This is a genomic window from Micrococcus lacusdianchii (assembly GCF_023155805.1).
In the GTDB taxonomy this organism is placed as follows: Bacteria; Actinomycetota; Actinomycetes; order Actinomycetales; family Micrococcaceae; genus Micrococcus; species Micrococcus lacusdianchii.
Map to the genome: position 1 here is coordinate 73307 of NZ_JAKNUW010000009.1, position 25891 is coordinate 99197.

General features: G+C 74.0%; 26 protein-coding genes and 1 pseudogene. 12 read left to right on the forward strand and 15 right to left on the reverse strand.

The window, feature by feature from the left end:
- Nucleotides 1–19: 19 nt before the first annotated feature.
- Nucleotides 20–2356, forward strand: coding sequence for a S9 family peptidase (locus tag MA879_RS07350; RefSeq protein WP_248124639.1), 2337 nt, complete (start codon nt 20–22; stop codon nt 2354–2356).
- Between the two features lie 28 nt (nt 2357–2384).
- Here MA879_RS07350 and MA879_RS07355 read toward each other — a convergent pair whose 3' ends face one another.
- Complete coding sequence (locus MA879_RS07355; protein WP_248124641.1) at nt 2385–4283, reverse strand: glycoside hydrolase family 15 protein; 1899 nt, start codon at nt 4281–4283, stop codon at nt 2385–2387.
- A 169-nt stretch (nt 4284–4452) separates the two neighbouring features.
- Here MA879_RS07355 and MA879_RS07360 point away from each other — a divergent pair, with 169 nt between their 5' ends.
- From MA879_RS07360 to MA879_RS07375, 4 genes and pseudogenes are all read left to right on the forward strand, one after another.
- A complete protein-coding gene (locus tag MA879_RS07360) occupies nt 4453–5907 on the forward strand; it encodes a glucose-6-phosphate dehydrogenase (RefSeq protein ID WP_248124645.1) in 1455 nt (484 codons plus the stop codon).
- A 48-nt stretch (nt 5908–5955) separates the two neighbouring features.
- Nucleotides 5956–6939: a 1,4-dihydroxy-2-naphthoyl-CoA synthase gene (locus MA879_RS07365; protein ID WP_248124648.1), complete on the forward strand. Its 984-nt coding sequence runs from the start codon at nt 5956–5958 to the stop codon at nt 6937–6939.
- 31 nt (nt 6940–6970) lie between these two features.
- Nucleotides 6971–8536 carry an aspartate:alanine exchanger family transporter gene (locus tag MA879_RS07370; RefSeq protein ID WP_248124651.1) on the forward strand — a complete coding sequence of 522 codons (1566 nt, stop codon included), beginning with the start codon at nt 6971–6973 and terminating at the stop codon, nt 8534–8536.
- 95 nt (nt 8537–8631) lie between these two features.
- Nucleotides 8632–9189 (forward strand): annotated as a pseudogene (locus tag MA879_RS07375) (enoyl-CoA hydratase-related protein); the annotation flags it as partial.
- Here MA879_RS07375 and MA879_RS07380 read toward each other — a convergent pair.
- A complete protein-coding gene (locus tag MA879_RS07380) occupies nt 9177–9806 on the reverse strand; it encodes a GNAT family N-acetyltransferase (RefSeq protein WP_248124661.1) in 630 nt (209 codons plus the stop codon). The pseudogene MA879_RS07375 and the gene MA879_RS07380 overlap by 13 nt on opposite strands.
- A 43-nt stretch (nt 9807–9849) precedes the next feature.
- Here MA879_RS07380 and MA879_RS07385 point away from each other — a divergent pair, with 43 nt between their 5' ends.
- Nucleotides 9850–11031, forward strand: a complete 1182-nt coding sequence (locus MA879_RS07385; protein ID WP_248124662.1) for an AMP-binding protein — start codon at nt 9850–9852, stop codon at nt 11029–11031.
- A gap of 127 nt (nt 11032–11158) precedes the next feature.
- Nucleotides 11159–12031, forward strand: a complete 873-nt coding sequence (locus MA879_RS07390) for a 1,4-dihydroxy-2-naphthoate polyprenyltransferase (protein WP_248124664.1) — start codon at nt 11159–11161, stop codon at nt 12029–12031.
- A gap of 52 nt (nt 12032–12083) precedes the next feature.
- On the opposite strand, the gene MA879_RS07395 is transcribed toward MA879_RS07390, so the two are convergent.
- A complete protein-coding gene (locus MA879_RS07395) occupies nt 12084–12359 on the reverse strand; it encodes a DUF4229 domain-containing protein (RefSeq protein WP_248124667.1) in 276 nt (91 codons plus the stop codon).
- 73 nt (nt 12360–12432) lie between these two features.
- Between MA879_RS07395 and MA879_RS07400 the strand changes: the two genes are divergently transcribed.
- Complete coding sequence (locus MA879_RS07400) at nt 12433–12834, forward strand: PLDc N-terminal domain-containing protein (protein WP_248124669.1); 402 nt, start codon at nt 12433–12435, stop codon at nt 12832–12834.
- Nucleotides 12835–13004: 170 nt separating this feature from the next.
- Here the strand turns inward: MA879_RS07400 and ccsB are convergent, their stop codons facing one another.
- From ccsB to MA879_RS07425, 5 genes are all read right to left on the reverse strand, one after another.
- Complete coding sequence (ccsB, locus tag MA879_RS07405; protein WP_248124671.1) at nt 13005–14108, reverse strand: c-type cytochrome biogenesis protein CcsB; 1104 nt, start codon at nt 14106–14108, stop codon at nt 13005–13007.
- Between the two features lie 14 nt (nt 14109–14122).
- Complete coding sequence (resB, locus tag MA879_RS07410; RefSeq protein WP_135029727.1) at nt 14123–15805, reverse strand: cytochrome c biogenesis protein ResB; 1683 nt, start codon at nt 15803–15805, stop codon at nt 14123–14125.
- Complete coding sequence (locus tag MA879_RS07415) at nt 15787–16545, reverse strand: cytochrome c biogenesis CcdA family protein (protein ID WP_248124673.1); 759 nt, start codon at nt 16543–16545, stop codon at nt 15787–15789. Before MA879_RS07415 ends, resB begins: the two co-directional genes overlap by 19 nt.
- Before the next feature lie 11 nt (nt 16546–16556).
- Nucleotides 16557–17168, reverse strand: a complete 612-nt coding sequence (locus tag MA879_RS07420) for a TlpA family protein disulfide reductase (RefSeq protein ID WP_248124674.1) — start codon at nt 17166–17168, stop codon at nt 16557–16559.
- A 156-nt stretch (nt 17169–17324) separates the two neighbouring features.
- On the reverse strand, nt 17325–17999 hold the full coding sequence (locus MA879_RS07425) for a histidine phosphatase family protein (protein ID WP_135029733.1): 675 nt from the start codon (nt 17997–17999) through the stop codon (nt 17325–17327).
- Between the two features lie 65 nt (nt 18000–18064).
- Between MA879_RS07425 and MA879_RS07430 the strand changes: the two genes are divergently transcribed.
- Nucleotides 18065–18790 carry a hypothetical protein gene (locus tag MA879_RS07430; protein ID WP_135029735.1) on the forward strand — a complete coding sequence of 242 codons (726 nt, stop codon included), beginning with the start codon at nt 18065–18067 and terminating at the stop codon, nt 18788–18790.
- Nucleotides 18791–18808: 18 nt separating this feature from the next.
- On the opposite strand, the gene MA879_RS07435 is transcribed toward MA879_RS07430, so the two are convergent.
- The 3 genes from MA879_RS07435 to MA879_RS07445 all read right to left on the reverse strand — a co-directional run bounded on the left by MA879_RS07435 (nt 18809) and on the right by MA879_RS07445 (nt 20634).
- Complete coding sequence (locus MA879_RS07435) at nt 18809–19078, reverse strand: glutaredoxin family protein (RefSeq protein WP_248124675.1); 270 nt, start codon at nt 19076–19078, stop codon at nt 18809–18811.
- A gap of 121 nt (nt 19079–19199) precedes the next feature.
- Complete coding sequence (locus tag MA879_RS07440) at nt 19200–19298, reverse strand: 30S ribosomal protein bS22 (protein ID WP_003792170.1); 99 nt, start codon at nt 19296–19298, stop codon at nt 19200–19202.
- A gap of 175 nt (nt 19299–19473) precedes the next feature.
- Nucleotides 19474–20634, reverse strand: coding sequence for an acetoin utilization protein AcuC (locus MA879_RS07445; RefSeq protein WP_248124725.1), 1161 nt, complete (start codon nt 20632–20634; stop codon nt 19474–19476).
- 273 nt (nt 20635–20907) lie between these two features.
- Here MA879_RS07445 and MA879_RS07450 point away from each other — a divergent pair, with 273 nt between their 5' ends.
- Both MA879_RS07450 and MA879_RS07455 read left to right on the forward strand, forming a co-directional pair.
- Nucleotides 20908–22290: a TrkH family potassium uptake protein gene (locus MA879_RS07450; protein ID WP_248124676.1), complete on the forward strand. Its 1383-nt coding sequence runs from the start codon at nt 20908–20910 to the stop codon at nt 22288–22290.
- Nucleotides 22283–22957, forward strand: coding sequence for a potassium channel family protein (locus tag MA879_RS07455; protein ID WP_248124679.1), 675 nt, complete (start codon nt 22283–22285; stop codon nt 22955–22957). The genes MA879_RS07450 and MA879_RS07455 overlap by 8 nt, the downstream gene beginning before the upstream one ends.
- Here the strand turns inward: MA879_RS07455 and MA879_RS12660 are convergent.
- Complete coding sequence (locus tag MA879_RS12660; protein ID WP_470365345.1) at nt 22860–23123, reverse strand: hypothetical protein; 264 nt, start codon at nt 23121–23123, stop codon at nt 22860–22862. The genes MA879_RS07455 and MA879_RS12660 overlap by 98 nt on opposite strands.
- Nucleotides 23124–23147: 24 nt before the next feature.
- Complete coding sequence (locus tag MA879_RS07460) at nt 23148–23513, reverse strand: hypothetical protein (RefSeq protein WP_248124681.1); 366 nt, start codon at nt 23511–23513, stop codon at nt 23148–23150.
- 149 nt (nt 23514–23662) lie between these two features.
- On the opposite strand from MA879_RS07460, the gene MA879_RS07465 reads away from it, so the two are divergent.
- Nucleotides 23663–23998: a hypothetical protein gene (locus tag MA879_RS07465; RefSeq protein ID WP_248124689.1), complete on the forward strand. Its 336-nt coding sequence runs from the start codon at nt 23663–23665 to the stop codon at nt 23996–23998.
- A gap of 156 nt (nt 23999–24154) precedes the next feature.
- Here the strand turns inward: MA879_RS07465 and proC are convergent, their stop codons facing one another.
- Together proC and MA879_RS07475 are read right to left on the reverse strand one after the other, a co-directional pair.
- Nucleotides 24155–24997: a pyrroline-5-carboxylate reductase gene (gene proC, locus MA879_RS07470; protein ID WP_248124694.1), complete on the reverse strand. Its 843-nt coding sequence runs from the start codon at nt 24995–24997 to the stop codon at nt 24155–24157.
- 52 nt (nt 24998–25049) lie between these two features.
- Complete coding sequence (locus MA879_RS07475; RefSeq protein WP_248124727.1) at nt 25050–25877, reverse strand: sugar phosphate isomerase/epimerase family protein; 828 nt, start codon at nt 25875–25877, stop codon at nt 25050–25052.
- Nucleotides 25878–25891 lie beyond the last annotated feature (14 nt).

Genomic DNA, 25891 nt, shown 5'->3' on the forward strand with positions numbered 1-25891 from the left:
ACTGTGGTGGGATAGGCGCATGACCGAGACCACCCCGCACGACGACGCCGCCACCGCCCCCGCCACGCCGGGCACCTCCCTCACGTCGCCGGCGCCCGTCCCGCCGACGGCCGCCGCGGTGCCCACCGAGCGCCTGTTCCACGGGGACGCGTTCACGGACGACTTCGAGTGGCTGCGCGCCAAGGAGGACCGGGCGGTCCTGGACCACCTCCACGCGGAGAACGCGTATGCCGAGGCCGTCACGGCGGACCAGGCGGGTCTGCGCGCGGCGATCTACGGGGAGATCAAGGCCCACACGGTGGAGACGGACCAGTCCGTGCCCGCCCGCCGGGACGACTGGTGGTACTTCGTGCGCACCCGGGAGGGCGCCGACTACGGCATCCACTGCCGCGTCCCCGCCCAGGACACCGGGGACGTCGAGGCGGACTGGACCCCGCCCGTCGTGTCGGCGGACCAGGACCTGCCGGGCGAGCAGGTCATCCTGGACGGCAACGTGGAGGCCGAGGGCCACCCGTTCTTCTCCCTCGGGGGGATGCACCTCAGCCCGGACGCCGCTCTGGCCGCTTACGCGGTGGACACCACCGGCGACGAGCGGTACACCCTGCGCATCCGAGACATCGCCACGGGCCGGGACCTGCCGGACACGGTGCCGGGCATCGCGCCGGGCGTGCGCTTCGACCGCTCCGGCACCCGGGTGTTCTACACCGTGTGGGACGAGACCTGGCGGCCCTACCAGGTGCGGGTGCACGTGCTCGGCACGGACGCCGCGCAGGACGAGGTCCTCTTCCAGGAGGACGACCCGGGCATGTGGACCGGGTTCGAGGGCACCGCCGACCGCACGCAGCTGCTGATCGGCGTCGGCAACTCCGAGGTCTCCGAGACGTGGGCCCTGGACCTGCCCGAGGATGCCGGGTCCCCCCTGCCCACCCCGCGCCTGCTGATCGGGCGGGACGCCCGCATGCTGGCCGACGTCGAGCCCCTCGACCTGGACGGCGAGCGCGTGCTGCTGGTCGTCCACGACCGCCGGGCCGACGGCACGAAGGCCCCGAACTCACTGCTGTCCGTGGTGCGGGAGGCGGACGTGTCCGACCGCGCCGCGTGGCGCACCGTGGTGCCGCACTCGGAGACCGTGCGCGTGGACGGCGTCATGGTCACCCGCACGCACGTGGCGCTCGCGGTGCGCCGGGAGACCACGCCGCGCGTGCTCGTCGCGCCGCTGGACGGGCTGCGGACCGTCCTCGCGGCGCCGGCCCCCGCGTCGTCCGCGGACGACGGCGGCGCCGCCTCCGCCGGCGCCCTCGCCTGGTCCGAGCCGGCCTTCGACGAGGAGCTCTACACGTGCCGCCTGGCGCCCGTGAGCCAGGACTCCCCGTTCCTGCGCCTGACGTACGTCTCCTGGACCACGCCGGCGCGGGTGCTGGACGTCGTCGCGGCCACGGGCGAGGTGCGCCTGCGCCGAGAGGTGGAGGTGCCCGGCTTCGACCGGGACCTCTACGTGGCCGAGCGGTGGTGGGCCCCGGCCTCGGAGCCGAGCTCGATCACGGGTGAGGCCGTGCGGATCCCGCTGACCGTGATCCGGCGGCGGGACGTGGCGCAGGACGGCACCGCGCCGGCCGTGGTGTACGGCTACGGCTCGTACGAGATGTCCATGGACCCGGTGTTCGGGGTCGCGCGGCTGTCCCTGCTGGACCGCGGCGTCGTGTACGTGGTGGCGCACGTGCGCGGCGGCGGCGAGCTGGGCCGGGCCTGGTACGAGGACGGCAAGAAGGCCGCCAAGCACCACTCGTTCACGGACTTCGTGGACGCCACGCGGTTCGTCGCGGACTCCGGCTGGGTAGACCCGGCGCGGATCGCGGCCACGGGCGGCTCGGCCGGCGGCCTGCTCATGGGCGCCGTGCTGAACCGCGCCCCAGAGCTGTACCGGGCGTGCCTGGCGGTGGTGCCGTTCGTGGACGCGCTGACCTCCATCCTGGACCCGGAGCTGCCGCTGTCGGCACTCGAGTGGGAGGAATGGGGCAACCCGATCGAGGACCCGGCGGTGTACGCGGCCATGAAGGCGTACACCCCGTACGAGAACGTGCGCGCCGTGGAGTACCCCGCGATCGCCGCGGTGACGAGCCTGCACGACACCCGCGTGCTCTACGTGGAGCCGGCCAAGTGGGTGGCCCAGCTGCGGCGGACGGTGACGAGCGACCAGGCCACGCCCCTGGCCGAGGGCGGCGCCCCGATCCTGCTGCGCACCGAGATGGACGGCGGCCACGGCGGCGCGTCCGGCCGGTACCAGGGCTGGGAGGACACCGCGTGGGAGTACGCGTTCCTGCTGACCGCGCTGGGGGCGACCCGCCGCACGGTGTGACGGGGGCGGGGTGTTCGCCCAGAACCGGTCAGTCTCCGGCCTCCCCGGCCCCGCCGGCCGCACGGACCTGGGCCAGCGCGTCGGCAGCGCGCAGCAGCCCCAGGTGGCTGAACGCCTGGGGGAAGTTGCCCGCCATGCGGTCCTGGCCGTCGTCGTACTCCTCGGCCATGAGGTCGAGGTCGTTCGCGCACGCGTCGAGCCGCTCCATGAGGGCGTCGGCGTCGTCCAGGCGGCCGGTGCGCGCGTACTGCTCAACGAGCCAGAAGGCGCACGCGAGGAACGGCGCCTCATCACCGGGCAGCCCGTCGGAGCCGTCCGGGCGGTAGCGCAGCACCAGGCCGGTGTCCGTGACGAGCTCCTCCTCGATCCGCCGTACGGTGGCGAGCATGCGCGGGTCGTCCGGGGGCAGGAAACCGGTGTGGGGGATCTGGAGGAGGGAGGCGTCCACCGCGTCCGAGCCGTAGGTCTGGGTGAAGTGGCCGTCCGCGTGCACGCCGCGGGTGAGGATCTCCTCCCGCAGCTCGTCCCGGTGGCGCTCCCACGCCGCGGTCTCCGCCTCCGTGGCGGGCACGCCGTGGGTGGCCACGGCGTGCAGCGCGCGGTCCAGCGCGGCCCACATCTTGACGCGGCCGTGCGTGAAGAAGGCAGGCTCCCCGCGCATCTCCCACAGCCCGTGGTCCGGGTCCTCCCGGTGCGCCACGACGCGCTCCACCAGCCGCTTCTGCAGCGGCCAGGACCACTCGTCCTCGGGAACGCCGGCGTCCCGGAGGGCGCACAGCGCCATCATGACCGTGCCGATGACGTCCGCCTGCCACTGGGCCGCGGCGCCGTTGCCCACGCGCACGGGACGGGAGTCCGCATGGCCGGGGAGGTGCTCGAGCTCGCGCTCGGGCATGTGGCGCTCCCCCGAGAGCGTGTACATGATCTGCACCTCGTGGGGCTCCCCCGCGATGGCGCGCAGCAGCCAGTCGCGCCAGGCCGTCGCCCCCTCCACGTGTCCGTGCGCGAGCAGGGCCTCCAGGGCGAGCGCGGTGTCCCGCAGCCACACATAGCGGTAGTCCCAGTTCCGGACCCCGCCGATGTCCTCCGGCAGGCTCGTGGTCGGGGCCGCCACGATGCCGCCCGTGGCCCGGTGCGTGAGCCCCTTGAGCACGAGGAGGGATCGCTGGACCCGATCGGCGAGCGGGTCGTCCGCCCGCGGGGCCTCTCGGGTCGACTCCTCCAGCCAGCCGCGCCACGTGCGCACGGTGGCCTCCAGCACGTCCTCGGCGCGGGGCGCGGAGGGGGCCATGCCCCACGCCGGGTACCAGGTCAGGCACCACTGGGCGGACTCCCCGGCGACCAGCTCCGTCGTGCCCTCGTGATGCCCGTCCACCGGCTCCAGGTCCGGCCCGTGCACCGCGAGCGCGTCCCCGCCGGCGACGACGGCCAGGAACGACTCCCCGTCTGCGTCCTCCTGACGCGAGACCCACGGCTCGACCTCGCCGTAGTCGAGGCGGGCGACCACGGACTGCGTCACGCGCACGCGTCCCGCGAGGCAGCGGACCAGCCGCATGACGTCGGCCCGCGCCGCCGCCTCGGACGCCCCGGTCCCGTCGGGGCCGCCGTCGTCCCCCTGGGCGTCCCCCACGCCGTCCGCGTCCATGAGCGGCATGAAGTCCAGCACCTCGGCCACCCCGGACGGCGAACGCCAGAGGGTGCGCAGCACGAGGGTGCCCGGCAGGTAGGCGCGCTCCGCGACCTCGCCGTCCTCGATCCCCAGGCCCCACTCGCCGTGCTCCCGCGTGCCGAGGAGCGAGGTGAACACCGAGGCCGAGTCGAAGCGGGGCAGGCACAGCCACGTGATCGCCCCCTCCCTGGACACCAGTGCCCCGCTGAGCTGGTGGGACAGGAAGGCGTGGTCGTCGATGCGGGGCTGGGCGCTCATGCTGGGCAGTCCATCACCCCGGGGGGAGGCGGGGCCAGTCGGGGGCGCGGCGTGGACCCACGACGACGTCACCGGGAGAATGGCGTGGCCGGCCGGGCCCCTCCCGGCCGCCGCCCGCGCACCCGCCCCGCTCCCCCGTTCCGTCTGCCCGCCCCGTCCAGGAGGACCCATGCCCGACGTCCAGAACCCCTGCCCCACCGGAGCATCCCCGGCACCCGACGACGACCGGGCCGCCGCGTCCGTGGCGCTCGTGATCGTGGGCGCGACCGGTGACCTGACCCGACGGCTCCTGCTGCCGGGGCTGGCCCGGGCCCTCACGGTCCACGACCTGCCGGAGGTGACCCTGGTGGGCTCGGCCCACTCGGACGGCCATTCGCTCGAGGAGTGGCGCGGCGTCATCGAGGAGGCCGTGGGAGAGACGGATCTGGACGCCGACGCACGGGCGGGCCTCGTCGAGCGCGCCGCCTGGCGCACCGCCGACGCCTCGGACCCCGAGGACCTGGGCGCCCTGCTCGTCGCCGCCCGCGAGGCCGCCGGGGAGGAGGCCGTCGTCGTGCTGTACCTGGCGCTGGACCCGGACCTCGCCGCCGAGGCGTGCGCGGCGCTCGAGCAGGTGGAGGACCGCCCGAAGGGGCTGCGCATCGTGCTGGAGAAGCCGTTCGGCTCGGACCAGCGGTCGGCGCGCGAGCTCAACGCGCTGCTGGGGCGGATCGCCGGGGAGGAGGACGTGTTCCGCGTGGACCACTTCCTCAGGGAGTCGATGGTCTCGGGCCTGCTCACCCTGCGCACCGCCAACCGCGTGCTGGAGCGCGTGTGGAGCGCGGCCGACGTCGAGCACGTGGACATCGTGGCGGACGAGTCCCTGGCCCTGGAGGGGCGCGCCGGGTTCTATGACGGCACCGGGGCTCTCGAGGACATGCTCCAGTCCCACCTGCTGCAGGTGCTGGCCATGGTGGCCCTGGAGCCCCCGCGGCGTCTCACCCCGGACGCCCTGCAGGACGCCGTCGTCGAGGTGCTGCGGGCCACGCGCGTGCGCGACGACGACGCGGTCGCCTCCTCGCGCCGGGCCCGGTACACCGCCGGGACGGTGGGAGGCCAGGACGTGCCCGACTACGTCGCCGAGGAGGGCGTGGACCCGGAGAACGGGGCCGAGACGCTCGCCGAGGTGGAGCTGGAGGTCCGGACCGACCGGTGGGCGGGCGTGCCGTTCCGGCTGCGGTCCGGCAAGGCGCTGGAGCCGCGCCGCTGGGAGGTCGTGCTCTCGCTGCGGCCGCCCGAGGGGGTGCCCGCGGGGCTGGAGGCGGCCGCGGGGCGGGAGCGGATCGTGGTGGGACTGGACCCGCGGGCCCTGCGGGTGGAGCTGGCCGTGGACGGGCCGGACACCCCGTTCGTCGCGGAGCGCAACGTGCTCGCGTCGGACCTGGCCGAGGAGGACGTGGACGCGTACGGCGAGGTGATGCGCGGCGTGCTCACCGGGGATCGGATGCTCTCGGTGCGAGGCGACGCCGCGGAGGAGTGCTGGCGCATCCTCGCCCCCGTGATCGAGGCGTGGGACGCGGGGCGGGTGCCCCTCGACGAGTACGCCGCCGGGTCCTCGGGACCGGAGGACTGGCCGGAGAGGTGATCCGCGGGAGTGACCGTGGGTCGCACGGCGGGCCTAGACTCGGGCCCCATGAGCACCCCGCAGCCCGACGCCGCGCGCCCCGACCGCGACCGCCTGCCCGAGCAGGTCTCCGACATCTTCGACCCCACGCGCTGGCGCGTGGTCGAGGGCTTCGACTTCGAGGACCTGACCTACCACCGCCAGGTGGAGCGCGACGCCGACGGCCGCTGGGTACGCGACCTGCCCACGGTGCGCATCGCCTTCGACCGCCCCGAGGTCCGCAACGCGTTCCGGCCCGGCACCGTGGACGAGCTCTACCGCGCTCTCGACCACGCCCGCATGACCCCGGACGTGGGCACGGTGCTGCTCACCGGCAACGGCCCCTCCCCCAAGGACGGCGGCCACGCGTTCTGCTCCGGCGGGGACCAGCGCATCCGCGGCCGCGACGGCTACCGCTACGCCGAGGGGGAGACGGCCGAGACCATCGACCCGGCCCGCGCCGGACGCCTCCACATCCTCGAGGTCCAGCGCCTGATGCGCACCTCCCCCAAGGCGATCATCGCCGTCGTGAACGGCTGGGCGGCCGGCGGCGGCCACTCGCTCCACGTGGTCGCGGACCTGACCCTGGCCTCCCGCGAGCACGGGAGGTTCAAGCAGACGGACGCCACCGTGGGCTCCTTCGACGCCGGCTACGGCTCAGCCCTGCTCGCCCGGCAGGTGGGCCAGAAGCGGGCGCGGGAGATCTTCTTCACGGCGCGCGAGTACTCGGCCGAGGAGATGGTGGCCATGGGCGCCGTCAACGAGGCCGTGGACCACGAGCGCCTCGAGGAGGTCGCCCTCGAGTACGCCGCGGACATCAACCGTCAGTCCCCGCAGGCCATCCGCATGCTCAAGTTCGCGTTCAACCTGCCCGACGACGGCATGGCCGGCCAGCAGGTCTTCGCCGGCGAGGCCACGCGCATGGCCTACATGACGGACGAGGCCGTGGAGGGCCGGGACGCGTTCCTGCAGAAGCGCGACCCGGACTGGTCCGCCTTCCCGTACCACTTCTGACCGACCACCACGGCAGGACGGAGACCCGCCCATGCTCGCACTGCTCAACGACCAGCCCATCCTCGTCCTCATGGCCACCGTCGCCCTGGGCGCCGCCGTCGGCACCATCCCCCTGGGCAAGATCCGCCTCGGCGCCTCGGGAGCCCTGTTCGTGGGCCTGCTCGTCGGGGCGGTGCTGCCCGACGTCGGCGACCGGCTGGCCCTGTTCCAGAGCTTCGGCCTGGCCCTGTTCGCCTACCTGATCGGGCTCGGCGCCGGCAAGGTGTTCTTCCGGGACCTGCGCCGCAACCTGCCCCTGATGCTGGCCGCCGTCGTCGTGGTGATCCTCACCGCCTTCACGGTGCGCCCGCTGGCCGGGCTGCTCAACCTGGACCTGCCGACGGCGATCGGCGTGTGGACGGGTTCGCTCACCGCGACGCCGGCGATGGCGCTGGCGAACCAGCTCACCGGCGGGCAGGCCCCGGCCGTGGGCTACGGGCTGTCCTACCTGGTGGGCGTGGTCGGCACCATCATCGCGATCACCCTGCTCGCCGCCCGCCCGTGGAGCAGTTCCCCGCGCGATCCGGCGCCGGTGACCGACGGCAAGCTGCGCTTCACCGCCGCGGCCGCCACCTCCGCCCTCACCGTGCGGGAGATCCCGGGGATCTCCGAGGGGCTGGTGCGCGTGGTGGCGCTGCGCCGCGGCGGCGTGGCCCGGATCGCCGGTTCCGCCGACCGGATCGAACCCGGGGACGAGGTCGTCCTGGACGGCACGGAGAAGAACATCGACGCGGCCGTGCAGGCCTTCGGCCGCCGCACCGACGCCGACCCGGCGCGGGTGATGAACCCGCTGCAGACCTCCATGGTCATCGTCACGGCCCGCGCCCTGGCCGATCGCCGCCTGGGCACGCTGTCCCTGCGCGAGCGCTTCGGCACCGACGTCGCCCGGCTGCGGCGGGACGACGTCGAGTCGCTGGCCACCCCACAGACCGAGCTCAAGGTCGGCGACCGGGTGCTCATCGTGACCACCGCGCCGCGGATGGAGGCGGTGCGCGACTTCTTCGGCAACTCGACCCGGGGGCTCTCGGACCTGGACTGGATCTCCCTGGGCACGGGCATGGCGCTGGGCTACCTGCTGGGCATGGTGACGATCCCGCTTCCGGGCGGGGCCTCCTTCTCCCTCGGCCCGGCGGCCGGGTGCATCCTCGTCGGCCTCGTCCTCGGTGCGATCGGCCGAACGGGGCCCACGGTGTGGGAGCCGTCCACGGAGATCGCGCTGACGCTGCGGCAGTTCGGCCTCATGCTCTTCCTGGGCGTGGTGGGCCTGGCCGCCGGCCCGGCGTTCATCGAGACGGTGTTCACCCGGGTCGGCGGGCTGGCCATCCTGATGTCCGCCGTGCTCACCGCGCTGACCGCGGCCCTGCTCATCGCCGCGGCACGGCTGCTGGGGCAGTCCGTGGACCGCACCTACGGGGCGCTGGCGGGCATCACGGGCCAGCCGGCGATCCTGGACTACGCGCTCTCCCGGTCCACCGACGCCCGCGTGACCGAGGGGTACGCCCAGCTGTTCGCACTGATCATGGTGGTCAAGATCGCCACCGTGCCGTTCATGCTCTGACCGGCCGGGCGGATCCGGTCCGCCGGGCGGGTCCGTCCGACCGTCGGGCCTCCTACACTCGGGGCCATGCCCGCCACCGCCGACGCCCTCGCCCGCGCCACGGACGCCTCCACATCCTCGAGGTCCAGCGCCTGATGCGCACCTCCCCCAAGGCGATCATCGTCGTCGTGAACGGGTGGGCCGCCGGCGGCGGGCACTCGCTGCACGTGGTCGCCGACCTCACGCTCGCCTCCCGCCAGCACGGGAAGTTCAAGCAGACCGACGCCACCGTGGGCTCCTTCGACGCCGGCTACGGCTCAGCCCTGCTCGCCCGGCAGGTGGGCCAGAAGCGGGCGCGGGAGATCTTCTTCGCCGCCCGCGAGTACTCGGCCAAGCAGATGGTCGAGATGGGCGCCGTCAACGAGGCCGTGGACCACGAGCGCCTCGAGGATGTCGCGCTGGAGTATGCGGCGGACATCAACGCGCAGTCCCCGCAGGCCATCCGCATGCTCAAGTTCGCGTTCAACCTGCCCGACGACGGCATGGCCGGCCAGCAGGTCTTCGCCGGCGAGGCCACGCGCATGGCCTACATGACGGACGAGGCCGTGGAGGGCCGGGACGCGTTCCTGCAGAAGCGCGACCCGGACTGGACGCCGTTCCCTTACTCCTTCTGAGCCCGGCGCCCCACGCGGAACTCGAGGCCCTTCCTCACTGCGGGCCACTCCGCGGCGACGACGGAGTAGACCACCGTGTCCCGCACGTAGCCGTTGCGCTGTGCCTGCTGGCGCAGCACCCCGTCCCGCTTGGCACCGAGCCGCTCGATCGCCGCGCGGGACTGCATGTTCATCCAGTCCGTGCGGAACTCGACGGCCGCGACGCCCCAGACCTCGAAGGCGTGGCCGAGCAGGAGCAGCTTGGCATCGGCGTTCGTCCCCGTGCCGGAGGCGGAGGCCGCGTTCCAGGTGCTGCCGACCTCCACGCGGGGCACGGAACGGTCGATGTTCATGAACGTCGTCATGCCGATGACCCGCCCGTCGGAGAGCCGACGGGTGGCGAAGGGGACCATGGACCCGGCCTCCTGCAGGGCCAGGCGACGGTCGATCTCCGCGGCCATGCCCTCGGGGGTGGGCACGGCGGTGTACCAGAGCTCCCACTGCCGGCCGTCCTGCACCGCCTCGACGAGCTCGTCATGGTGGTCGTGGCTCAGCGGCTCCAGCCGGACGAGGCGGCCGGTGAGCGTGACGGGGCCGATCTTGGCGGCGGGCGTGGTGGCGGTGTCCGGGGCGGTCATTCGTGAAGCCTAGAGCGTCCCCGCCCACGATTACCGTGGTCTCATGCCGCTGACCCCCGACGCCCTGGCCACTGCCCGCTCCGCCCTCGCCGCGGCCTTCGACGGCGGCGCCCCCGTCGAGCTGACCGCCGACGGCGCCGCGCTCCCCCGACCCGAGGCCCGCGACCCGCGCCGCTGCGGCGACCCGGACGCCGTCGCCGTGGTGCGCACCTCCGGGTCCACGGGCACGCCGAAGCGGATCGTCCTGACCGGTGCGGCCCTGCGCGCCGCGGCCGCGGCCACGGCCCGGCGGCTCGGCGGCGAGGGGGCGTGGCTGCTGGCCCTCGGCGTGCACTACGTGGCCGGGCTCGCCGTGCTCTCCCGCTCGATCGCGGCCGGGACCGCACCCGCGGCCCTGCCGCCGGGCCCGTTCACGCCCGCGGCGTTCGCCACCGGGGCGGCCGCCCTGCCCGACGACGCCGGCCCCCGGCTCGTCTCGCTCGTCCCCACCCAGCTCGCCCGCCTCCTCGCGGCCGACGCCGACCCGGCCGGGCGGGCGGCCCTGCGCTCCTTCGACCGCGTGCTCGTGGGCGGCACCCGGCTCGATCCCGCACTGCGGGCCGCGGCCGAGGCGGCGGGGGTGCGCCTCACCGCCACCTACGGCATGGCCGAGACGTGCGGCGGCTGCGTCTACGACGGCGTGCCGCTGCCCGGCGTCGCCGTCGCGGTGGCCCCGGACGACCCCGACGCCCCGCCGCGCGTGCGCCTGGCCGGGCCCATGGTGGCGGCCGGCTACCTCGACGACCCCGCCCGCACCGCCGCCCACTTCGTCACCGCCGCGGACGGCGCCCGCGCCTTCCTGACCGAGGACACGGGCGTCCTCTCCCCCACCGACGACGGCGGCGTGCGGCTGGCCGTGACCGGTCGCCTGGACGACGTCGTCATCACGGGCGGGGTGAAGGTGTCCGCGGCGGCGGTGACCGCGGTGCTCGAGGCGCACCCGGGCGTCGCGGCGGCCCACGTGGCCGGCGTGCCGGATCCCGAGTGGGGCGCCCGGCTGTGCGCCGCCGTCGTGCCCGCCCACCCGGCCGCGGCCCCCGACGAGGCCGTCCTGCGCGCCCACGTGCGCGCGGCGCTGGGTGCGGCCGCGGTGCCCAAGACGTGGCTCGTCCTCGAGGCCCTGCCCCTGCTCTCCACCGGCAAGACCGACCGGCAGGCCCTGGCCGCCCGGTTCACCGCCGGCTGAGCGCCGCCCCGCCCGCGTGGGAGAATGACCCGGGCCCGGCCGACGTCGGGCCCCGGCCGCGCGCCGCCGTCGACCCGGCCCGCCGCGCGCCGCTGCCCACCCCGCTCCCCAGGAGGAACCCCCGCCCATGGCCGCCACGCTCTCCCAGTGGGTCGCCGCCGCGCGCCCGCGCACGCTGCCCATGGCGATCGCCCCCGTGATCGTCGGTTCGGCCGCCGCCGCGGAGCTCGGCTCCTTCCACCTCGGCGCGGCGCTGCTGGCCCTCGTGGTGTCGCTCGCGCTGCAGATCGGCGTGAACTACGCCAACGACTACTCGGACGGCATCCGCGGCACCGACGACGAGCGTGTCGGCCCCTTCCGGCTCACCGTCTCCGGGCTCGTGCCCGCGGCCCGGGTGAAGCAGGCGGCCTTCGCGTTCTTCGGCCTCGCCGGGCTGGCCGGCCTGGGACTCGTCCTGCTCTCGGGGCACTGGTGGTTCCTGCTGGTCGGCGTCGCCTGCGTGCTGGCCGCGTGGTTCTACACCGGCGGGAAGCGGCCGTACGGGTACCTCGGCCTCGGCGAGGTGTTCGTGTTCGTGTTCTTCGGGCTGGTGGCCGTCCTCGGCACCACGTACACCCAGGCCGACGCCGTCAGCGGCCTGGCCTGGGCCGGCGCGATCGGCTGCGGGCTGATCTCCACGGCCCTGCTCATGGCCAACAACATCCGGGACATCCCCACGGACCGCGAGGTCGGGAAGATGACGCTGGCCGCCCGCCTGGGCGACGGACCCGCGCGGGCGTCCTACGGCGTCATGCTGGCCGTCGCCCTGCTGCTGCCGCTGTTCTGGGTGGCGGTGCACCCGGGGCTGCTGCTCGTGCCGATCGGCGGCCTGCACGCGATCCGGCCGATCCGCACGGTGCTGCGCGCCGACGACCGCCGGGCCCTGATCCCGGTGCTGCGTGAGACCGGCGTGATCGGGATCGTCTACGCGATGGCGTTTACGCTCGGCGCACTGCTCTGAGCCGCACGGGATGAGGGCGGTGGCGGCATCCGCGCCGTCGCCCCCGCGGGGCTCACTCGCGGAACCGGCCCTCGGTGTAGGCGTCCTCGGCGTCCGCGTCGGCGGTCTCGGTGCGGCCTCGGCGGCCCTGGCGGCCCTCCCACGCGTCCTGCAGGTCCCGGGAGGCGCCCAGGCGCAGCCGCGTGAGGAACAGGTAGGACACCGCGAAGGTGAGGATCGTGGCGACGACGAGGGCCACGAGCATCCCGAGGTTCGTCAGGTAGTAGACGGCCGCCCAGATCAGGAAGAACAGGACCACGCGGACCAGGCCGTAGAGGAACAGACGCATGGGCCCAGTCTAGAAGCGAAGCCCCAGCAGACCCGACGCCGCCCCAGCCGTCGTCCCCTCCTAGACTGGAGCGATGGGTCGGTTCATCATCCCGGCGGCGATCGTGCTCGTCGGCCTCACGCTCTACGCGCTCTTCGAGGCGCTGCTCACCCCTGCGCACCAGGTGCGCTCGATGCCCAAGTGGGCCTGGGTCCTCACGGTGCTCCTGCTCCCGTTGGTCGGCCCGCTGCTGTGGCTGATCCTCGGCAGGCGGCGCGCCCCCCGCGCCGCCGGAGGGCCCGCCCCGGCTCGCCCCTCCTCCCCTGACGACGACGAGGAGTTCCTGCGCTCCCTGCGCGTCCAGCGGCGGCAGGCCGAGCGGGAGAAGGAGCTCGAGGCGCGTGAGCGCGAGCTGCGGGCGCGCGAGGAGGAGCTGCGCCGACGTCGTGAGCGGGGCGAGGAGCCGGAGCCCGAGGGCGGCGACACGCCTTCCTGACCCTCCCCCCGCGCATCCCCGCGCCCGCCCAGCGCTCCGGCGACATGCCAGCGGCCCTGACCCGCTGGAATGTCGCGGCGGCGCTGGGCGCCCGGGAGGGCGGGCACACAAGGGCCCCGCCGGAGACGCTCCGGCGGGGCCCGCGTGCGTGCGGGCGTGCGCCCGGCGGGTCAGCTCGGCAGGCCGGCGTAGGAGTGCAGGCCGGGGAAGTACGTGTTGACGATCGTGTAGTTGAACACGATGCACAGGAGGCCCACGATGCTCAGCCAGGCGGCGCGGGCGCCGGTCCAGCCGCGGGTGGCGCGGGCGTGCAGGTAGGCCGCGTAGACCACCCAGATGACGAAGGTCCAGACCTCCTTCGTGTCCCAGTTCCAGTAGCGGCCCCACGCGGCGTCTGCCCAGATGGCGCCGGCGATCAGGGTGAAGGTCCACATCACGAAGCCGACCGCGTTGATGCGGTAGGACCAGTTCTCCAAGGCACGGGCCGAGGGGACGAGACGCAGGAAGGACCACGTCCGCTCCCCCGCGGCGGCCTTCAGCTCGGCGCGGTCCTGCAGCAGCTGCAGGGCGGACATCGCGGCGGTGAGGGTGAACAGCGCGGTGGCGAGCACGGCGATGGACACGTGGATCACGAGCCACGGGGACTGCAGCGGCGGCTGCAGGTGGCCCACCGGCGTCGGGAAGCCCATGGTGGCCGCGCACATCATGGCCACGACGAGGCCGGTGACGAACGTGCCGACGAAGCGCAGGTCCTTGCGGATCAGGAACGCCAGGTAGACGGTCGTGATCAGCACGGCGCCGGTGGTCATGAACTCGTAGAGGTTGCCCCACGGCACCCGGTGCGCGGCCAGGCCGCGGGCCACGACGGCGAACGCGTGCAGCGCCCAGCCGATCGCGAGCACGGCGACGGCCACGTTGGCCACCGGGCGCCGCCCGTTGCCGGTGTAGTCCATGTCCTCGTCCACGAGGTCCACGGTGCCGACGGACGCGCCCGCGGATCCCGCGGCGCCGCGGACGGGCGTGCCGGTCCCGGACACGCCGACGGCGGTCGCGCCCCCTGCGCCCACCGCGGCGAGCTCCCGCTCCCGCGCCGGGGCGTGGACGGCGGCCTCGGCGTGGCCCTCCCGGGCCAGCTCGTCCTCGAGGCGGCGGATGGTGGCCGAGGACGTGGCCATGTCGATCGCGAACAGGATGAACGAGACCGCGTACACGAGGGCGGCGATCAGCATGAACAGGTCGCTGTAGTACGCGAGCTGCTCGTTCACAGGAGTCATGGGGTTGAACACTGTCAGTCTCCAGATCGGGGGGTCGCGGGGGTCGTCTCACCAGTGTCCGCCTGGGCGGCGGCCACCGGCCACATCTTCTCCATGGTCTCGCGCAGGGCCACGTGCTCCTCGCGCAGGCCGAACTCCTCACCGCGGGCCAGGAGTGCGTACTCCACCCGGGTGCGGCCGTCCGGATCGGTCCGCCCGCGCACCCACACGCGGCGGCGGCGGGTGAACAGGCTGATCGCGAGCCCGGCCAGGGCGGTGAGGGCGAAGAACCCGACGCCCCACTTCCCCGGGTCGTGGTGGATGTCCAGGCCGACGTAGCGGCGCACGCCGTCGAAGCTGATGGAGCCCTTGCCCTCGGGGAGCTCGTACGTCTCCCCCAGGCCCAGCCGGATGCCGCCGTTGGCGTTCGTGCGGCTGTTCAGCTCGGTGAGCGTGGACGTGTCCAGGACGTACACGTTCTGGGGCACGCCCGCGTCCAGGCCGAGGTCGCCGTGGTAGGAGTTCAGGATCAGCGCGGGGTTCAGCAGCTCGGGGTCCACGGAGATCTCGACGCCGGAGCCGGTGGGGTCGTCCGCCGCGGGCATGAACTGACCGACGAAGCCGAGCTGGTCCGGCCGCGCGTCGGGCACCTTGAGGACGGCCAGGGAGTTGAAGTTCTGGTCGGTGACGCGCGTGACCACGGGCCCCTGGAAGGCCACCTCCCCGTCACCGTCCCGGACGGTGACCACGGGCGCGTAGCCGTTGCCCACGAGGTACACCTTGGCGCCGTCCACCTCGATCGGGTGGTTCACCTTGAGGATCCGCTCCTCGGGCTCGGCCCCGGCGCCCGCGCGGACCTGCATGACGGCCGTGTAGTCCAGGGGCTGGCCGTAGTGGGTGAGGGACTGGCGCTCGAACTCGGCCTCGAAGGACTCCAGGGTCAGGGAGAACGGCTGCAGGTCCTCGGCGTCGAAGTACATGCCGGGGGTGAAGGAGTCGTAGGAGACGAGGTTGTTGGCGAAGCCCTCCCCCTCCACGATGATCTTCTGCCCCGTGTACTTCGTCATGGAGCCGTAGGCCATGAACACGAGCACCCCGATCAGGGAGAGGTGGAACAGGATGTTCCCGATCTCGCGCAGGTAGCCGCGCTCGGCCCCGACGGAGGCGCCGCCCTCCTCCGGGCGGAACTGGACGCGGTAGCGCTTCTTCCTCAGCCACCCCTGGGCCTGACGGACGGCCTCCTCGGGCGCGGGTCCGCCGTCCTCCAGGACGACGACGCCGGACTCCGGCAGGCGACCCAGGTTCCGCGGGGTTCGTGCCGGGGGCTGCCGCAGGGCGCGGGCGTGCTTCACGGCGCGCGGGAGCACGCAGCCCACGAGCGAGATGAACAGCAGCAGGTAGATGGCCGAGAACCAGGCGGACGAGTAGACGTCGAAGAACTGGGCCCTGTCCAGGACCGGACCCCAGACGGGGTTGTCCTCGATCCACCGGTCCACGGCCTCGGGGCCGGCGCGGCGCTGGGGCACGAGCGAGCCGGGCACGGCGGCCACGGCCAGCAGCAGCAGGAGCAGCAGCGCGGTGCGCATGCTGGTCAGCTGCGTCCAGGCCCAGCGCAGCATGCCGCGCGCGCCGAGCGCGGGCAGGGCGACGTCGTCGCGCGCGCGGGCGCGGGTGGAGCCGGTGGGGGCGGGCTTCGTGCTCACAGGGGCATCACCCATTCGTTCTGGAACCAGGACTGCAGGCGGACCATCCACTCGGTCCACAGGCCGGTGACCATGGCCAGGCCGAGCAGGATCAGGACCGCGCCACCGCCCACCATGACGGCGCGGCGGTGCCGCCGGAAGAACCCGAGGGCGCGCATGCCGCGCTCGATCCCGAAGGAGATGAGCACGAACGGCAGACCCAGGCCCAGGCAGTACATCCCGGCCAGCAGGGCGGCGCGGGCCACGGCGGAGGAGTCCTGCGTGTAGGACAGGGCGAACACGGCCGCGAGCGTGGGACCGATGCACGGGGCCCAGCCGAGGCCGAACGTCATCCCGAGCAGGGGCGCCCCGGCCAGTCCGGCGGCGGGCCGCACGTGCAGCTTGCGCTCGGTCTGCAGTCCGCGCAGCCCGCCCATGAACACCACGCCCATGACGATCACGAGGACGCCGAGCAGCCGGGTCACCCAGGACAGGTCCCGCAGGATCCGGAACGCGAGCTCGGCGAAGAGGATGTTCATCACCATGACCACCGCGGTGAACCCGAGCACGAACAGGACGGCGCCGAGGACCACGCGGCCGCGCCGCGGCGTGTCGAGGGCGGCGCCGCCGAGGCCGGACACGTAGCCCAGATAGCCGGGCACGAGCGGCAGCACGCACGGGGAGAGGAAGGAGATCAGGCCGGCGAGCAGGGCGATGGGCGCGGCGGCCAGCAGCGAGCCGTCCAGCGCGATCTCCGCGAAGGGGTTGTCCTGCATCCGGGCGGGCCTCAGGACTCCGCGACCACGGTGTCCAGCAGGGCGGCGAGGGTGCCCTCCTGGACGGCGCCGAGGACGCGGGCGGCCACCCGGCCCTGCCGGTCGAGCACGAGGGTCGAGGGCACCGCCTGCGGGGGGACGTAGTCGGTCATAGCCAGCAGGACGTCCCCCGAGGCGTCCTCCACCGAGGGGTACGGGATGTCGAAGGTGCGCTCGAACGCCTGGGCCGTGGTGGCGGTGTCCCGGACGTTCACACCCAGGAAGCGCACGCCCTGCGGGGCGAACCGCTCGTGCAGCGACACCAGGTGGGGGGCCTCCACGCGGCACGGGGCGCACGCGGCGTACCAGAAGTTCAACAGGGCGGGCTCGCCGCGCAGGTCCGCGCCGCTGACGGGGGTGCCGTCGAACAGCTCCGCGGTGAACCCCACCGGCGTGCCGCGCTCGGCCGGGGCGAACTCCGCCACGGAGCCGTCCCCGGCGATGTAGTTCTTCCCGCCGGCGTTGCCGGCCTGGCGCGCGAGGGAGTCGTCGCCGCCCGAGCAGGCGGCCAGCAGGGGGGCCAGGGAGGCCGCGGACAGTCCGGTGAGGACGACGCGGCGGGAGGGACGGGACGGAAGGGACATGACGCGGGCGCTCCGGGGACGGGGACGGCGGGGTGAGCAGGGTGGACGGGGTCTTCGCGAGTCTACGCGGCGGGACTCCGCCTGATGGAACCCTGGGTGCCGCCGGAGACTCCCCCTCGGCACCGGAGGCCCCTCCCCCGTCGGAGGGGCGGACGCTCAGGCCCCGGGCAGGGAGGAGGCGTCCTTGAGCAGCGCGCGGTTGGGCTCGTGGTACTCGACGCGCGGCAGGGCCCGGCCCTCCTCGTAGACCAACGAGGTCACGGAGGTCAGCGAGCACTCCCGCGAGCGCGGGTCGTGGGCCAGCGGACGCCCCTCCACGGCCAGGCGGGTGACCCAGATGGGCAGCTGGTGGGACACCAGGACGGCCTCCGCACCGGGCCCGCCGGCCTCGAGCGCCTCGTCCTTGACCCGGTCCGCGGTCGCGAGCATGCGGGCGGCCTGCTGCCGGTAGGGCTCGCCCCACGAGGGGGTCAGGGGGTTGCGCAGCAGCGGCCACAGCCGCGGGGAGCGCTTGAGCGTGGCGGCGACGTCGGACATCCCCTCGAAGGCGTTCTCCGCCTCGATCACGTCCGCCTCGGTGCGCAGCGGCCGGTCCAGGGCCTCGGCGATCGGGGCGGCGGTCTGCTGGGCGCGCAGCAGCGGGGAGGCGGCCACGATCTCCGGCCGACGGCCCTGCTCGTCCGCCCGGCGCGCGAACCACGCGGCCACGTCCACGGCCATGCGCCGGCCCAGCTCGGACAGGCCGAAGCCGTCCAGGCGGCCGTAGAGCACGCGCTCCGGGTTGTGGACTTCTCCGTGGCGGACGAGGTGCACCGTGGCGAGGGTCTGCATGGGCCCAGTCTTCCAGACCGCCCCGCCCGGTACCGTGGGCGCCAGAGCACCGACCGAGGAGGACCATGTCCGGCACGCCCCAGCACGACCCCCGCGACCGCAGCCCCTACGGCGCCGACCCGCACGCCGGGTCCGCGCCCCGCTGGCCGGACGCGGACGCCCAGAGCCCCTACGGCCGTCCCCCGGTCGACGCCGGCGCGCCCGGGGCCCAGGCCCCGCAGTGGACCGGGGTGCCCGGGCAGCAGCCGGGTCAGGAGGCCCTCCCGCAGTGGTCCGGGCACCCGGCGCCCGCGACGCCGCGCCGCCCGGGCTCCATCACGGCCGCCTTCTGGCTCATCCTCTCGGCCGGGTCCCTGTTCCTGCTCACCACGCTGCTGGCCGGGCTGTCCCTGCTCACCGAGCCCGGCCGCCAGGCGCTCACCCAGGCGATGGAGCAGTCCTATCGGGACGTGGGCCTGACCGACGCCCAGATCCAGCAGTACCGGGAGCTCGTCCCCACCCTCCTGCCGGTGATGACGGGGGTGACCATCGCCCTGGGCGTGCTGGCCTTCCTCGTCTACCTGTGGATCGCCCTCAAGATCCGCGGCGGCTCGCGCGCGGCCCGCACGGTCGGCACCGTGCTCGCGGTGCTCTCCGTGCTGATGCTGGCTGTCAACCTCGTCCTCGGGTCGTTCAACCCGCTCGAGCTGCTGTGGGTGGCCCTCGGCGCGGTCGGCGTCGGGATGGCCTACCGCAAGGACGCCACCGAGTACCTGCGGCTCAAGGCCTGGGAGCGCGCCGCCCGCCGCTGACGGGCGCGACCGCCGGCCTCAGGACCGCGGCGCGTCGAGCAGGCGGGCGAGCCGGGCGGGGTCCACGCGCCAGAAGTCGCGCTGGACCCCGTCCACGAACAGGACCGGGACCTCCTCCGCGTAGGCCTCCAGCAGGTCCGGGTGGGCGGCGCCGTCGACCCTCTCCCACGCCTGCCCCCGCGGGGCGCACACCCCCTCGACGGCGGACTCGGCGTCCGCGCAGAGGTGACATCCCGGCTTCACCAGAAGCTGGACGCGGGCGTCGGAGGCGGGGGGCGCGGGGAGCATGCGGCCATCCTAGGCCTGCTCCCCCGCCCGACGGCGGCGCCCCTGCGCCCCGGACACACGACGTGGCCGTCCGCCCCGATGGGGGCGGACGGCCACGTCGGTCGCTCTCAGGGAGCGGGCGTCACTTCTTGTTGCGACGCTGGTGGCGGGTCTTGCGAAGCAGCTTGCGGTGCTTCTTCTTCGCCATGCGCTTGCGGCGCTTCTTGATGACAGATCCCATGGGGACTCCTTCGTCGGGGTGAGGGTCGGCGGGGCGTGGGGACCGCGGATGTCCGGGTCCTCCGGTCACGCCGACCCGCATTCCACCGGGTGTGGAACGCCTGAAAACGTTCCCGGCCACACTACCGGTCGCCGCGGGCCCGCGTCGAACCGCGGCCTCGACCGGCCCGGGGCCGTCAGTCGAACCAGGGGTCGAGCCCGTGCAGGGGGAAGACCTCGCGGCGGGTGGCCATGACGGTCTGGTCCACGGGGTCGGCGGGGTCGTAGCCCACCTCCCACGAGCGCCACCACACGTCCGCGTCCTCGCCCATGACGGCGGGGATGCGCTCCTCGTCATCGCCCACGAACAGGGACATGTCCCCCGTGAGGTCCTCCTCGCCCAGACGCCGCACGTGCTCTCGCCAGGCCTCAGGGATCGGCGTGGACAGCGGCACCGGCTGGCCGGTGACGACGCCGACCAGGTGCGTCCACGCGCGCGGCACCACGCGCAGCGGGTTGTAGCCGCCGCCGCCGGTGGCCACCCACCGGCCGTGGGCGAACCGGTCAGCCCAGTCGCCGAGGTCGAAGGCCAGCTGGCGCTGACCGTCCACGGACAGGCGAAGGTCCGCCAGGGGGTCCGTCGCGTGCGAGTCGCAGCCGTGCTGGGTGACGAGCACGTCCGGGGCGAACGCCTCGAGCAGCTGCGGGACCACGGCGTGGGCGGCCCGCAGGAAGCCGGCGTCGCCGGTGCGCGGGGGCAGGGCCACGTTCACCGCGGTGCCGGCCGCGTCCGGGCCGCCGGTCTCGTTGGCGAAGCCGGTGCCGGGGAACAGGCTGATGCCCGTCTCATGCAGGGAGATCGTCATGACGCGGGGGTCGTCGTAGAAGATCGCCTGCGTGCCGTCCCCGTGGTGGGCGTCCACGTCCACGTAGGCCACGCGCTCGGCGCCCAGGTCCAACAGGCGCTGGATCGCCAGGGCGCAGTCGTTGTAGATGCAGAACCCGGAGGCCCTGTCCCGCGCCGCGTGGTGCATGCCGCCGGAGAAGTTCACGGCGCGCGTCACCTCTCCGGACCAGACGGCCTCGGCGGCGGCGCGGGTGCCGCCGGCGATCCGCGCCGCGGACTCGTGCAGGTCGGGGAACGTGGGGCAGTCCTCGGAGCCCAGACCGTGCGCCTCGTCCACGGCGGCGTCCTCGCGCGACGCGGCCCGCACGGCCTCGATGAACTCCGGGGAGTGGACCGTCGCCAGCTCCTCGTCCGTGGCCACGGGGGGCTGGAGGACGCGCACGTGCTCCGCGTCCAGCAGGCCGAGGGCATCCGAGAGCCGGTGCGTCAGGTCCAGGCGCAGCGGCGCCATCGGGTGGTGCGCGCTGAAGCGGTACTTCAGCAGGCTGGGATCCCACACCACTGCGGTGGGTGCAGGCTGGACGGTGTCGGACGTGGCTGCGGTCACGCTCCAGGGTAGATCCGTCCACCGCCCCGGGGGCAACCCGGCGCCGGATGGGTCCCCTCCGAGACGCGCGGCGCCACGACGCCGCGGCCCGGGCCCCGCGCCCCGGGGGATACTGGATCCGGCCCGCCGGGCCGAGACGGGGCCCCGCCCCGGCGACCACCCATCAGGAGGATCTCCATGGCCCCCGCCCCCGCGTCCGCGCTCCGGCGCGCGAGCGGCGCGGTGACCGCCGTCGCTGCCGGCTCCCCCGCCCGCGCGGCCCTGTCCGCCTTCGCCCTCGGAGCCCTGCTCTTCACGGCGCTGCTGACGCTGCCCATCGCCGCGGCGGACGGGCGCGCCACGCCCCTGCACGACGCGATGTTCACCGCCGTCTCCGCGTTCTCCGTGACAGGGCTGACCACGGTGGACACCTCCACCCACTGGTCGTTCTGGGGGCACCTGATCCTGCTGGCCGCGATGCAGATCGGCGGCCTGGGCATCCTGTCCATGGCCTCCCTGCTGACCCTCGCCGTGTCCCGGCACCTCGGCCTGCGCACCAAGCTCGCCACTCAGGAGGCCGGCATGACCACCGGCAACATGGGCGAGGTGGGCCGGCTGCTGCGGGTCGTGGTGGTCACCGTGCTCACGTGCGAGGCCGCGCTGGCGGTGGTCCTCGTGCCGCAGTTCGCGGGGCTCTCCGGCTCCTGGGCCACGGGCCTGTGGCAGGGCGTCTTCTACTCGGTGAGCGCGTTCAACAATGCCGGCTTCGCCCTGCACGCCGGCGGCGGCATCGCGGAGCTCGCGGGGCAGCCGGTGATCGTCACCGTGATCGCGGTCGGCGTGTTCGCCGGCGCCCTGGGCTTCCCCGTGGTGATGGTGCTGCTGGACAAGGGCTGGCGGTTCCGCTCCTGGAACCTGCACACCAAGCTCACCGTGGAGGTGACCGTCCTCCTGCTGGTGCTCGGCGCCGTCGGCCTTTTCCTCTTCGAGGCGGACAACCCGGCCACGCACGGGGGCATGGGGGTGGGTCAGCGCATCGCGCACGCGCTGTTCGGCTCCGTGATGACGCGCTCGGGCGGGTTCGCGATCGACGACACCGACAGCCACAGCCCCGAGTCCCTGCTGCTGATGGACGCCCTCATGTTCGTGGGCGGCGGGTCGGCCTCCACCGCCGGCGGCATCAAGGTGACGACGCTGGCCGTGATGTTCCTGGCCATCGTGGCCGAGGCCCGCGGTGACAAGGAGGTCACGGTGCACGGCCGCACGATCTCCCAGGAGACCCTCCGCGTGGCCATCTCCGTGCTGGCCCTGGGGTCGACGCTCGTGCTGCTGGCCACGATCGTCCTCGTCTCCATCACCGGCGAGTCCCTGCAGCGGCCCCTGTTCGAGGTGATCTCCGCGTTCGGCACCTGCGGGCTGTCCGTGGGGGTGTCCGCCGAGGCGCCGCCGGCCGGGAAGTACCTGCTGACCGCCCTGATGTTCGCCGGGCGCGTTGGTACGATCACGTTCGCCGCGGCCCTGGCCCTGCGCCAGCGCCGCGTGCTCTACCGCTACCCCGTCGAGAGGCCGATCCTTGGCTGACCAGCAGCGCATCGATCCGAACGCACCCGTGCTCGTGATCGGCCTCGGGCGCTTCGGCGCCGCCACGGCCGAGGAGCTCGTCGCACAGGGCCGCGAGGTGCTCGCCGTCGAGCGGGACCCCGTCCTCGTGCAGCGCTTCGCGCCCGTCCTCACCCACATCGTGGAGGCGGACGCCACGGACCCGGAGGCCCTGCGCCAGCTGGGCGCGCAGGACTTCGCGATGGCCGTGGTGGGCGTGGGCACCTCGATCGAGGCGTCCGTGCTGATCACCGCCAACCTCGTGGACCTGGAGATCCCCCACATCTGGGTCAAGGCCATCTCCGACGCGCACGGCACGATCCTGCAGCGGATCGGCGCGCAGCACATCATCTTCCCGGAGAAGGACGCCGGGGTGCGTGCGGCGCACCTGGTGAACGGGCGCATGCTGGACTTCATCGAGTTCGACGACGACTTCGCCATCGTGAAGATGTTCCCGCCGTCCGAGACGGTGGGCTTCACCCTGGCCGAGTCGGATGTGCGCCGGAAGTACGGCGTGACGATCGTGGGGGTGAAGACCCCCGGCGAGGACTTCACCTACGCCCGCGCAGACACCCGGGTGGGCCCGCGCGACACCCTGATCGTCTCCGGCCACACGGACCTGATCGACCGGTTCGCCGCGCGGCCCTGAGGCCGGGAGCCGGGGAGGCGGTCACCCGCCGGGATAGGGCGACGACGGCGGCACCCGCCGCCCCACCGAGCAGTGCGGCCAGGACATCGTCGACTGTTGCCGCCCGCCCGCTGTTCCCAAGCCACTGCGCCGCCTCGATCGCGAGGGCGAGGGCGCCGCAGGCCAGGGCGGTCCTCCGAACGCCCCACGCTCAGGTCGCCGCGATCAGCACGCCGCCAACCCCGAACATCGCCACGTTCGCCAACCGTTCCAGGACGGCGATCCCGCCCAGGCCCGGTCCTTCGGTGAGCACGGCGCGGAACGGGATCAGGTCCGCGCGGGGCCGTCCGTCGTCGAGCCCGGACACCCCGGCCGAGACGACTCCGGGCAGAAGTGTCAGCAGGAGCATCCCCGAGAGCCAGCAGCCGAGGAGCCACAGGGCCGCCACCCGGCCTGCGGGCCAGGCGGCCACAGTCACGCTCCGACTCCGAAGTATCAGCACGCCGGCGCCCCAGAGGGCGGCCACGACGGCCAGCAGCGGGGCGAGATTGAGGAGGGCGTGGATCCAGGAGCGCATGGGGGGATGCTAACGGGCAGCACAGCGTGCTCGCCGTCTCCCTCGATCGTGGGGGCATGATCATGATGCTCTTCGGCCCGCCGGCGGTTGGGAAGACGACCGTGAGGTGCACCGTCGCCGCGTCCGACTCTCGGCTGTTCCACAATCACATGACTATCGAGCCGTTGCTCGAGGTCTTCGTGCGCGGCACGGAGCCGTTCAACGTGCTTGCGGACGAGTTCCCGATCCGCGTGCTCGCGGAGGCCGCCCGTGCCGGAGTGGACCTCGTGTTCACCCTCGTCTGGAACGGGACCGACCCGGACGACGTCGCGCATCTTAGGTGCTGCGTGGCGGCCGCCGGCGGCGACGCGGCCTGCATGGAGCTGCGCGCGGGTATGACTACCCGCCTGCGTCGCAACCGCACGGAGGAACACCTGGCTCACAAGCCGTCCAAGCGGGATCTCGAGTGGTCCGAGGCCAACGTCCGCGAGATGGAGGCCGGGTAGGTCATGACCATCGCGGACGGCTCGGGCGCGGCGGCGGAGCTGCTCGGTGCCCACCCCCACCTGGTGCTGGACACGGAGACCCGAACGGCCGAGAAGAGCGCCGACGCCGTGCTGGAGTGGCTGCGCCCACCCGGGGTCGCCGCACGCCGCCGGACGTCAGCCCGCGAGCTCCTCGCCCATCTCCCGGTCGCGGGCGGCAGCGGCGTCCATGGCCTCGGCCACGAGCCGCTCGAACCCGCCCTCCTGCAGCGTGGCCACCGCGCGCTCGGTGGTGCCGTTCGGGCTCATCACGGCCCGGCGCAGCGTCTCCGCCCGCTCCTCCCCCTGGACCAGCATGGTGCCGGCGCCCTTCACGGTGGCCGCGGCCATGGCCTCTGCGGCCTGGGGCGGCAGGCCCAGATGGCCGGCGTGCGCGGCGATCGCCTCGGCGAGCAGGAACACGTAGGCGGGGGCCGAGCCCGCAGCCGCCACGACGGCGGACAGCTGCTCCTCCGTCACCGGCACCACCAGGCCCGAGCCGGAGAACAGGGACTCCACGAGCGCGCGCTGCTCCTCGGTGACACCCGCGGCGGGTGCCACGCCGACCACGCCGCAGCCCACGGTGAGCGGCGTGTTCGGCATGGTGCGCACGAGCGGCTGGCCCGCCGGCAGAGCCGCGGCGATGGTCTCCGCACGCACGCCGGCGGCCACCGACACCACGACCGTCTCTGGGCGCAGGGCCGGGGCGATCTGCCGGGCGGTGGCCACGATGTCCTTGGGCTTGACGCCGAGCAACACCACGTCCGCCTCCCGCACCGCGGTGAGGTTGGCGTCGGGGTCCTCCTCGGACGAGTGCACGGTCACGCCGTGCTTCGCCGCCCGCTCCTGCGCCGAGTCGGCGCTGCGGGTCGTGGCGGAGATACGGTCCGGCGTCGTGACGGAGGCGGCGAGCAGGCCGGTGAGGATGGCGCCGGTCATGGAGCCGAGGCCGAGGATCGCGAGGCGGGGCTGGGAGGTCATGGTCGGTCCTTTCCGTGGGGGTCCGTGGGAGGGGCGACGGCGGCCGCCCGGGTCAGTCGTCGCGCCCGCCGAGGTGCTCGCGAGCGAAAGCCAGGGAGGCGGCGAGCTTCTCCTCGCGCTCGCCGGCGTAGGTCACACCGCGGGTGCCGACCTCCACGCACACCGAGCCGGCCAGTCCCTCACGGCCCAGGAACCGCAGGGACTCGGCCACGTTCTGGGTGCCCTCGCCGGGGACGAGGTGGGCGTCCTTGGTGCCGTCCACGCCGTCGGTGAGGTGCACGTGGCGCAGGCGCCGGCCCAGGCCCCGGACGTTCGCCAGCGAGTCCTCACGGGCGATCGCCGCATGGGAGAAGTCCCACGTGACGTGCTCGTACGGCTCGGGCACGGGGTCCCAGTGCGGCAGGTACATCGTCAGCTCGCGGCCGCGGGCGCGCCACGGGTACATGTTCTCCACCGCGATCACCACGCCCGTCTCCACCATGATCTCGGCGATGCGCCGGGCGAACTGGGACGCGTACCCGCCCTGCCAGCGGAACGGCGGGTGGGCCACCACGGTGCGGGCGCCCACCGCGCGGGCGAGCTCCACGGAGCGCTCGATCTTGGACCAGGCCGTGCCCCACACCTGCTGCGTGAACAGCAGGGTGGGCGCGTGGATCGAGTCGATCCGCATGCCGGTGCGCTCCGCGAGCGTGGTCAGACGGTCCGCGTCCTGGCTGTACGCGTTGTGGGTGACCATCACCTCCACGCCGTCGTAACCGAGGTCCTGGGCCAGGGCGAACACGTCCTGCGTGCCCAGCGGGAACACCGAGGAGGAGGACAGGGTCACGGGGATGTCCGTGCCGCGGCGGACCTCCGGGGTCAGGTGCTCGGTCGAGACCATCGGCGGGGCGAGCC

Coding starts and splice junctions, on each gene's coding strand:
- ccsB (WP_248124671.1), bottom strand. CDS start 14,108: ATGACTCCTGTGAACGAGCAGCTCGCGTACTACAGCGACCTGTTCATG.
- MA879_RS07415 (WP_248124673.1), bottom strand. CDS start 16,545: ATGCAGGACAACCCCTTCGCGGAGATCGCGCTGGACGGCTCGCTGCTG.
- MA879_RS07350 (WP_248124639.1), top strand. CDS start 20: ATGACCGAGACCACCCCGCACGACGACGCCGCCACCGCCCCCGCCACG.
- MA879_RS07420 (WP_248124674.1), bottom strand. CDS start 17,168: ATGTCCCTTCCGTCCCGTCCCTCCCGCCGCGTCGTCCTCACCGGACTG.
- MA879_RS07385 (WP_248124662.1), top strand. CDS start 9,850: ATGCCGCTGACCCCCGACGCCCTGGCCACTGCCCGCTCCGCCCTCGCC.
- MA879_RS07440 (WP_003792170.1), bottom strand. CDS start 19,298: ATGGGATCTGTCATCAAGAAGCGCCGCAAGCGCATGGCGAAGAAGAAG.
- MA879_RS07460 (WP_248124681.1), bottom strand. CDS start 23,513: ATGCGCTCCTGGATCCACGCCCTCCTCAATCTCGCCCCGCTGCTGGCC.
- MA879_RS07395 (WP_248124667.1), bottom strand. CDS start 12,359: ATGCGTCTGTTCCTCTACGGCCTGGTCCGCGTGGTCCTGTTCTTCCTG.
- MA879_RS07445 (WP_248124725.1), bottom strand. CDS start 20,634: ATGGCGCCGCTGCGCCTGGACCTGACGCACCGGCTCTCGGATGCCCTC.
- MA879_RS07450 (WP_248124676.1), top strand. CDS start 20,908: ATGGCCCCCGCCCCCGCGTCCGCGCTCCGGCGCGCGAGCGGCGCGGTG.
- MA879_RS07380 (WP_248124661.1), bottom strand. CDS start 9,806: ATGACCGCCCCGGACACCGCCACCACGCCCGCCGCCAAGATCGGCCCC.
- MA879_RS07355 (WP_248124641.1), bottom strand. CDS start 4,283: ATGAGCGCCCAGCCCCGCATCGACGACCACGCCTTCCTGTCCCACCAG.
- MA879_RS07360 (WP_248124645.1), top strand. CDS start 4,453: ATGCCCGACGTCCAGAACCCCTGCCCCACCGGAGCATCCCCGGCACCC.
- MA879_RS07475 (WP_248124727.1), bottom strand. CDS start 25,877: ATGGTCTCGACCGAGCACCTGACCCCGGAGGTCCGCCGCGGCACGGAC.
- MA879_RS07400 (WP_248124669.1), top strand. CDS start 12,433: ATGGGTCGGTTCATCATCCCGGCGGCGATCGTGCTCGTCGGCCTCACG.
- MA879_RS07365 (WP_248124648.1), top strand. CDS start 5,956: ATGAGCACCCCGCAGCCCGACGCCGCGCGCCCCGACCGCGACCGCCTG.
- MA879_RS07370 (WP_248124651.1), top strand. CDS start 6,971: ATGCTCGCACTGCTCAACGACCAGCCCATCCTCGTCCTCATGGCCACC.
- MA879_RS07435 (WP_248124675.1), bottom strand. CDS start 19,078: ATGCTCCCCGCGCCCCCCGCCTCCGACGCCCGCGTCCAGCTTCTGGTG.
- resB (WP_135029727.1), bottom strand. CDS start 15,805: ATGGGTGATGCCCCTGTGAGCACGAAGCCCGCCCCCACCGGCTCCACC.
- MA879_RS07390 (WP_248124664.1), top strand. CDS start 11,159: ATGGCCGCCACGCTCTCCCAGTGGGTCGCCGCCGCGCGCCCGCGCACG.
- MA879_RS07425 (WP_135029733.1), bottom strand. CDS start 17,999: ATGCAGACCCTCGCCACGGTGCACCTCGTCCGCCACGGAGAAGTCCAC.
- MA879_RS07430 (WP_135029735.1), top strand. CDS start 18,065: ATGTCCGGCACGCCCCAGCACGACCCCCGCGACCGCAGCCCCTACGGC.
- MA879_RS07465 (WP_248124689.1), top strand. CDS start 23,663: ATGACTATCGAGCCGTTGCTCGAGGTCTTCGTGCGCGGCACGGAGCCG.
- proC (WP_248124694.1), bottom strand. CDS start 24,997: ATGACCTCCCAGCCCCGCCTCGCGATCCTCGGCCTCGGCTCCATGACC.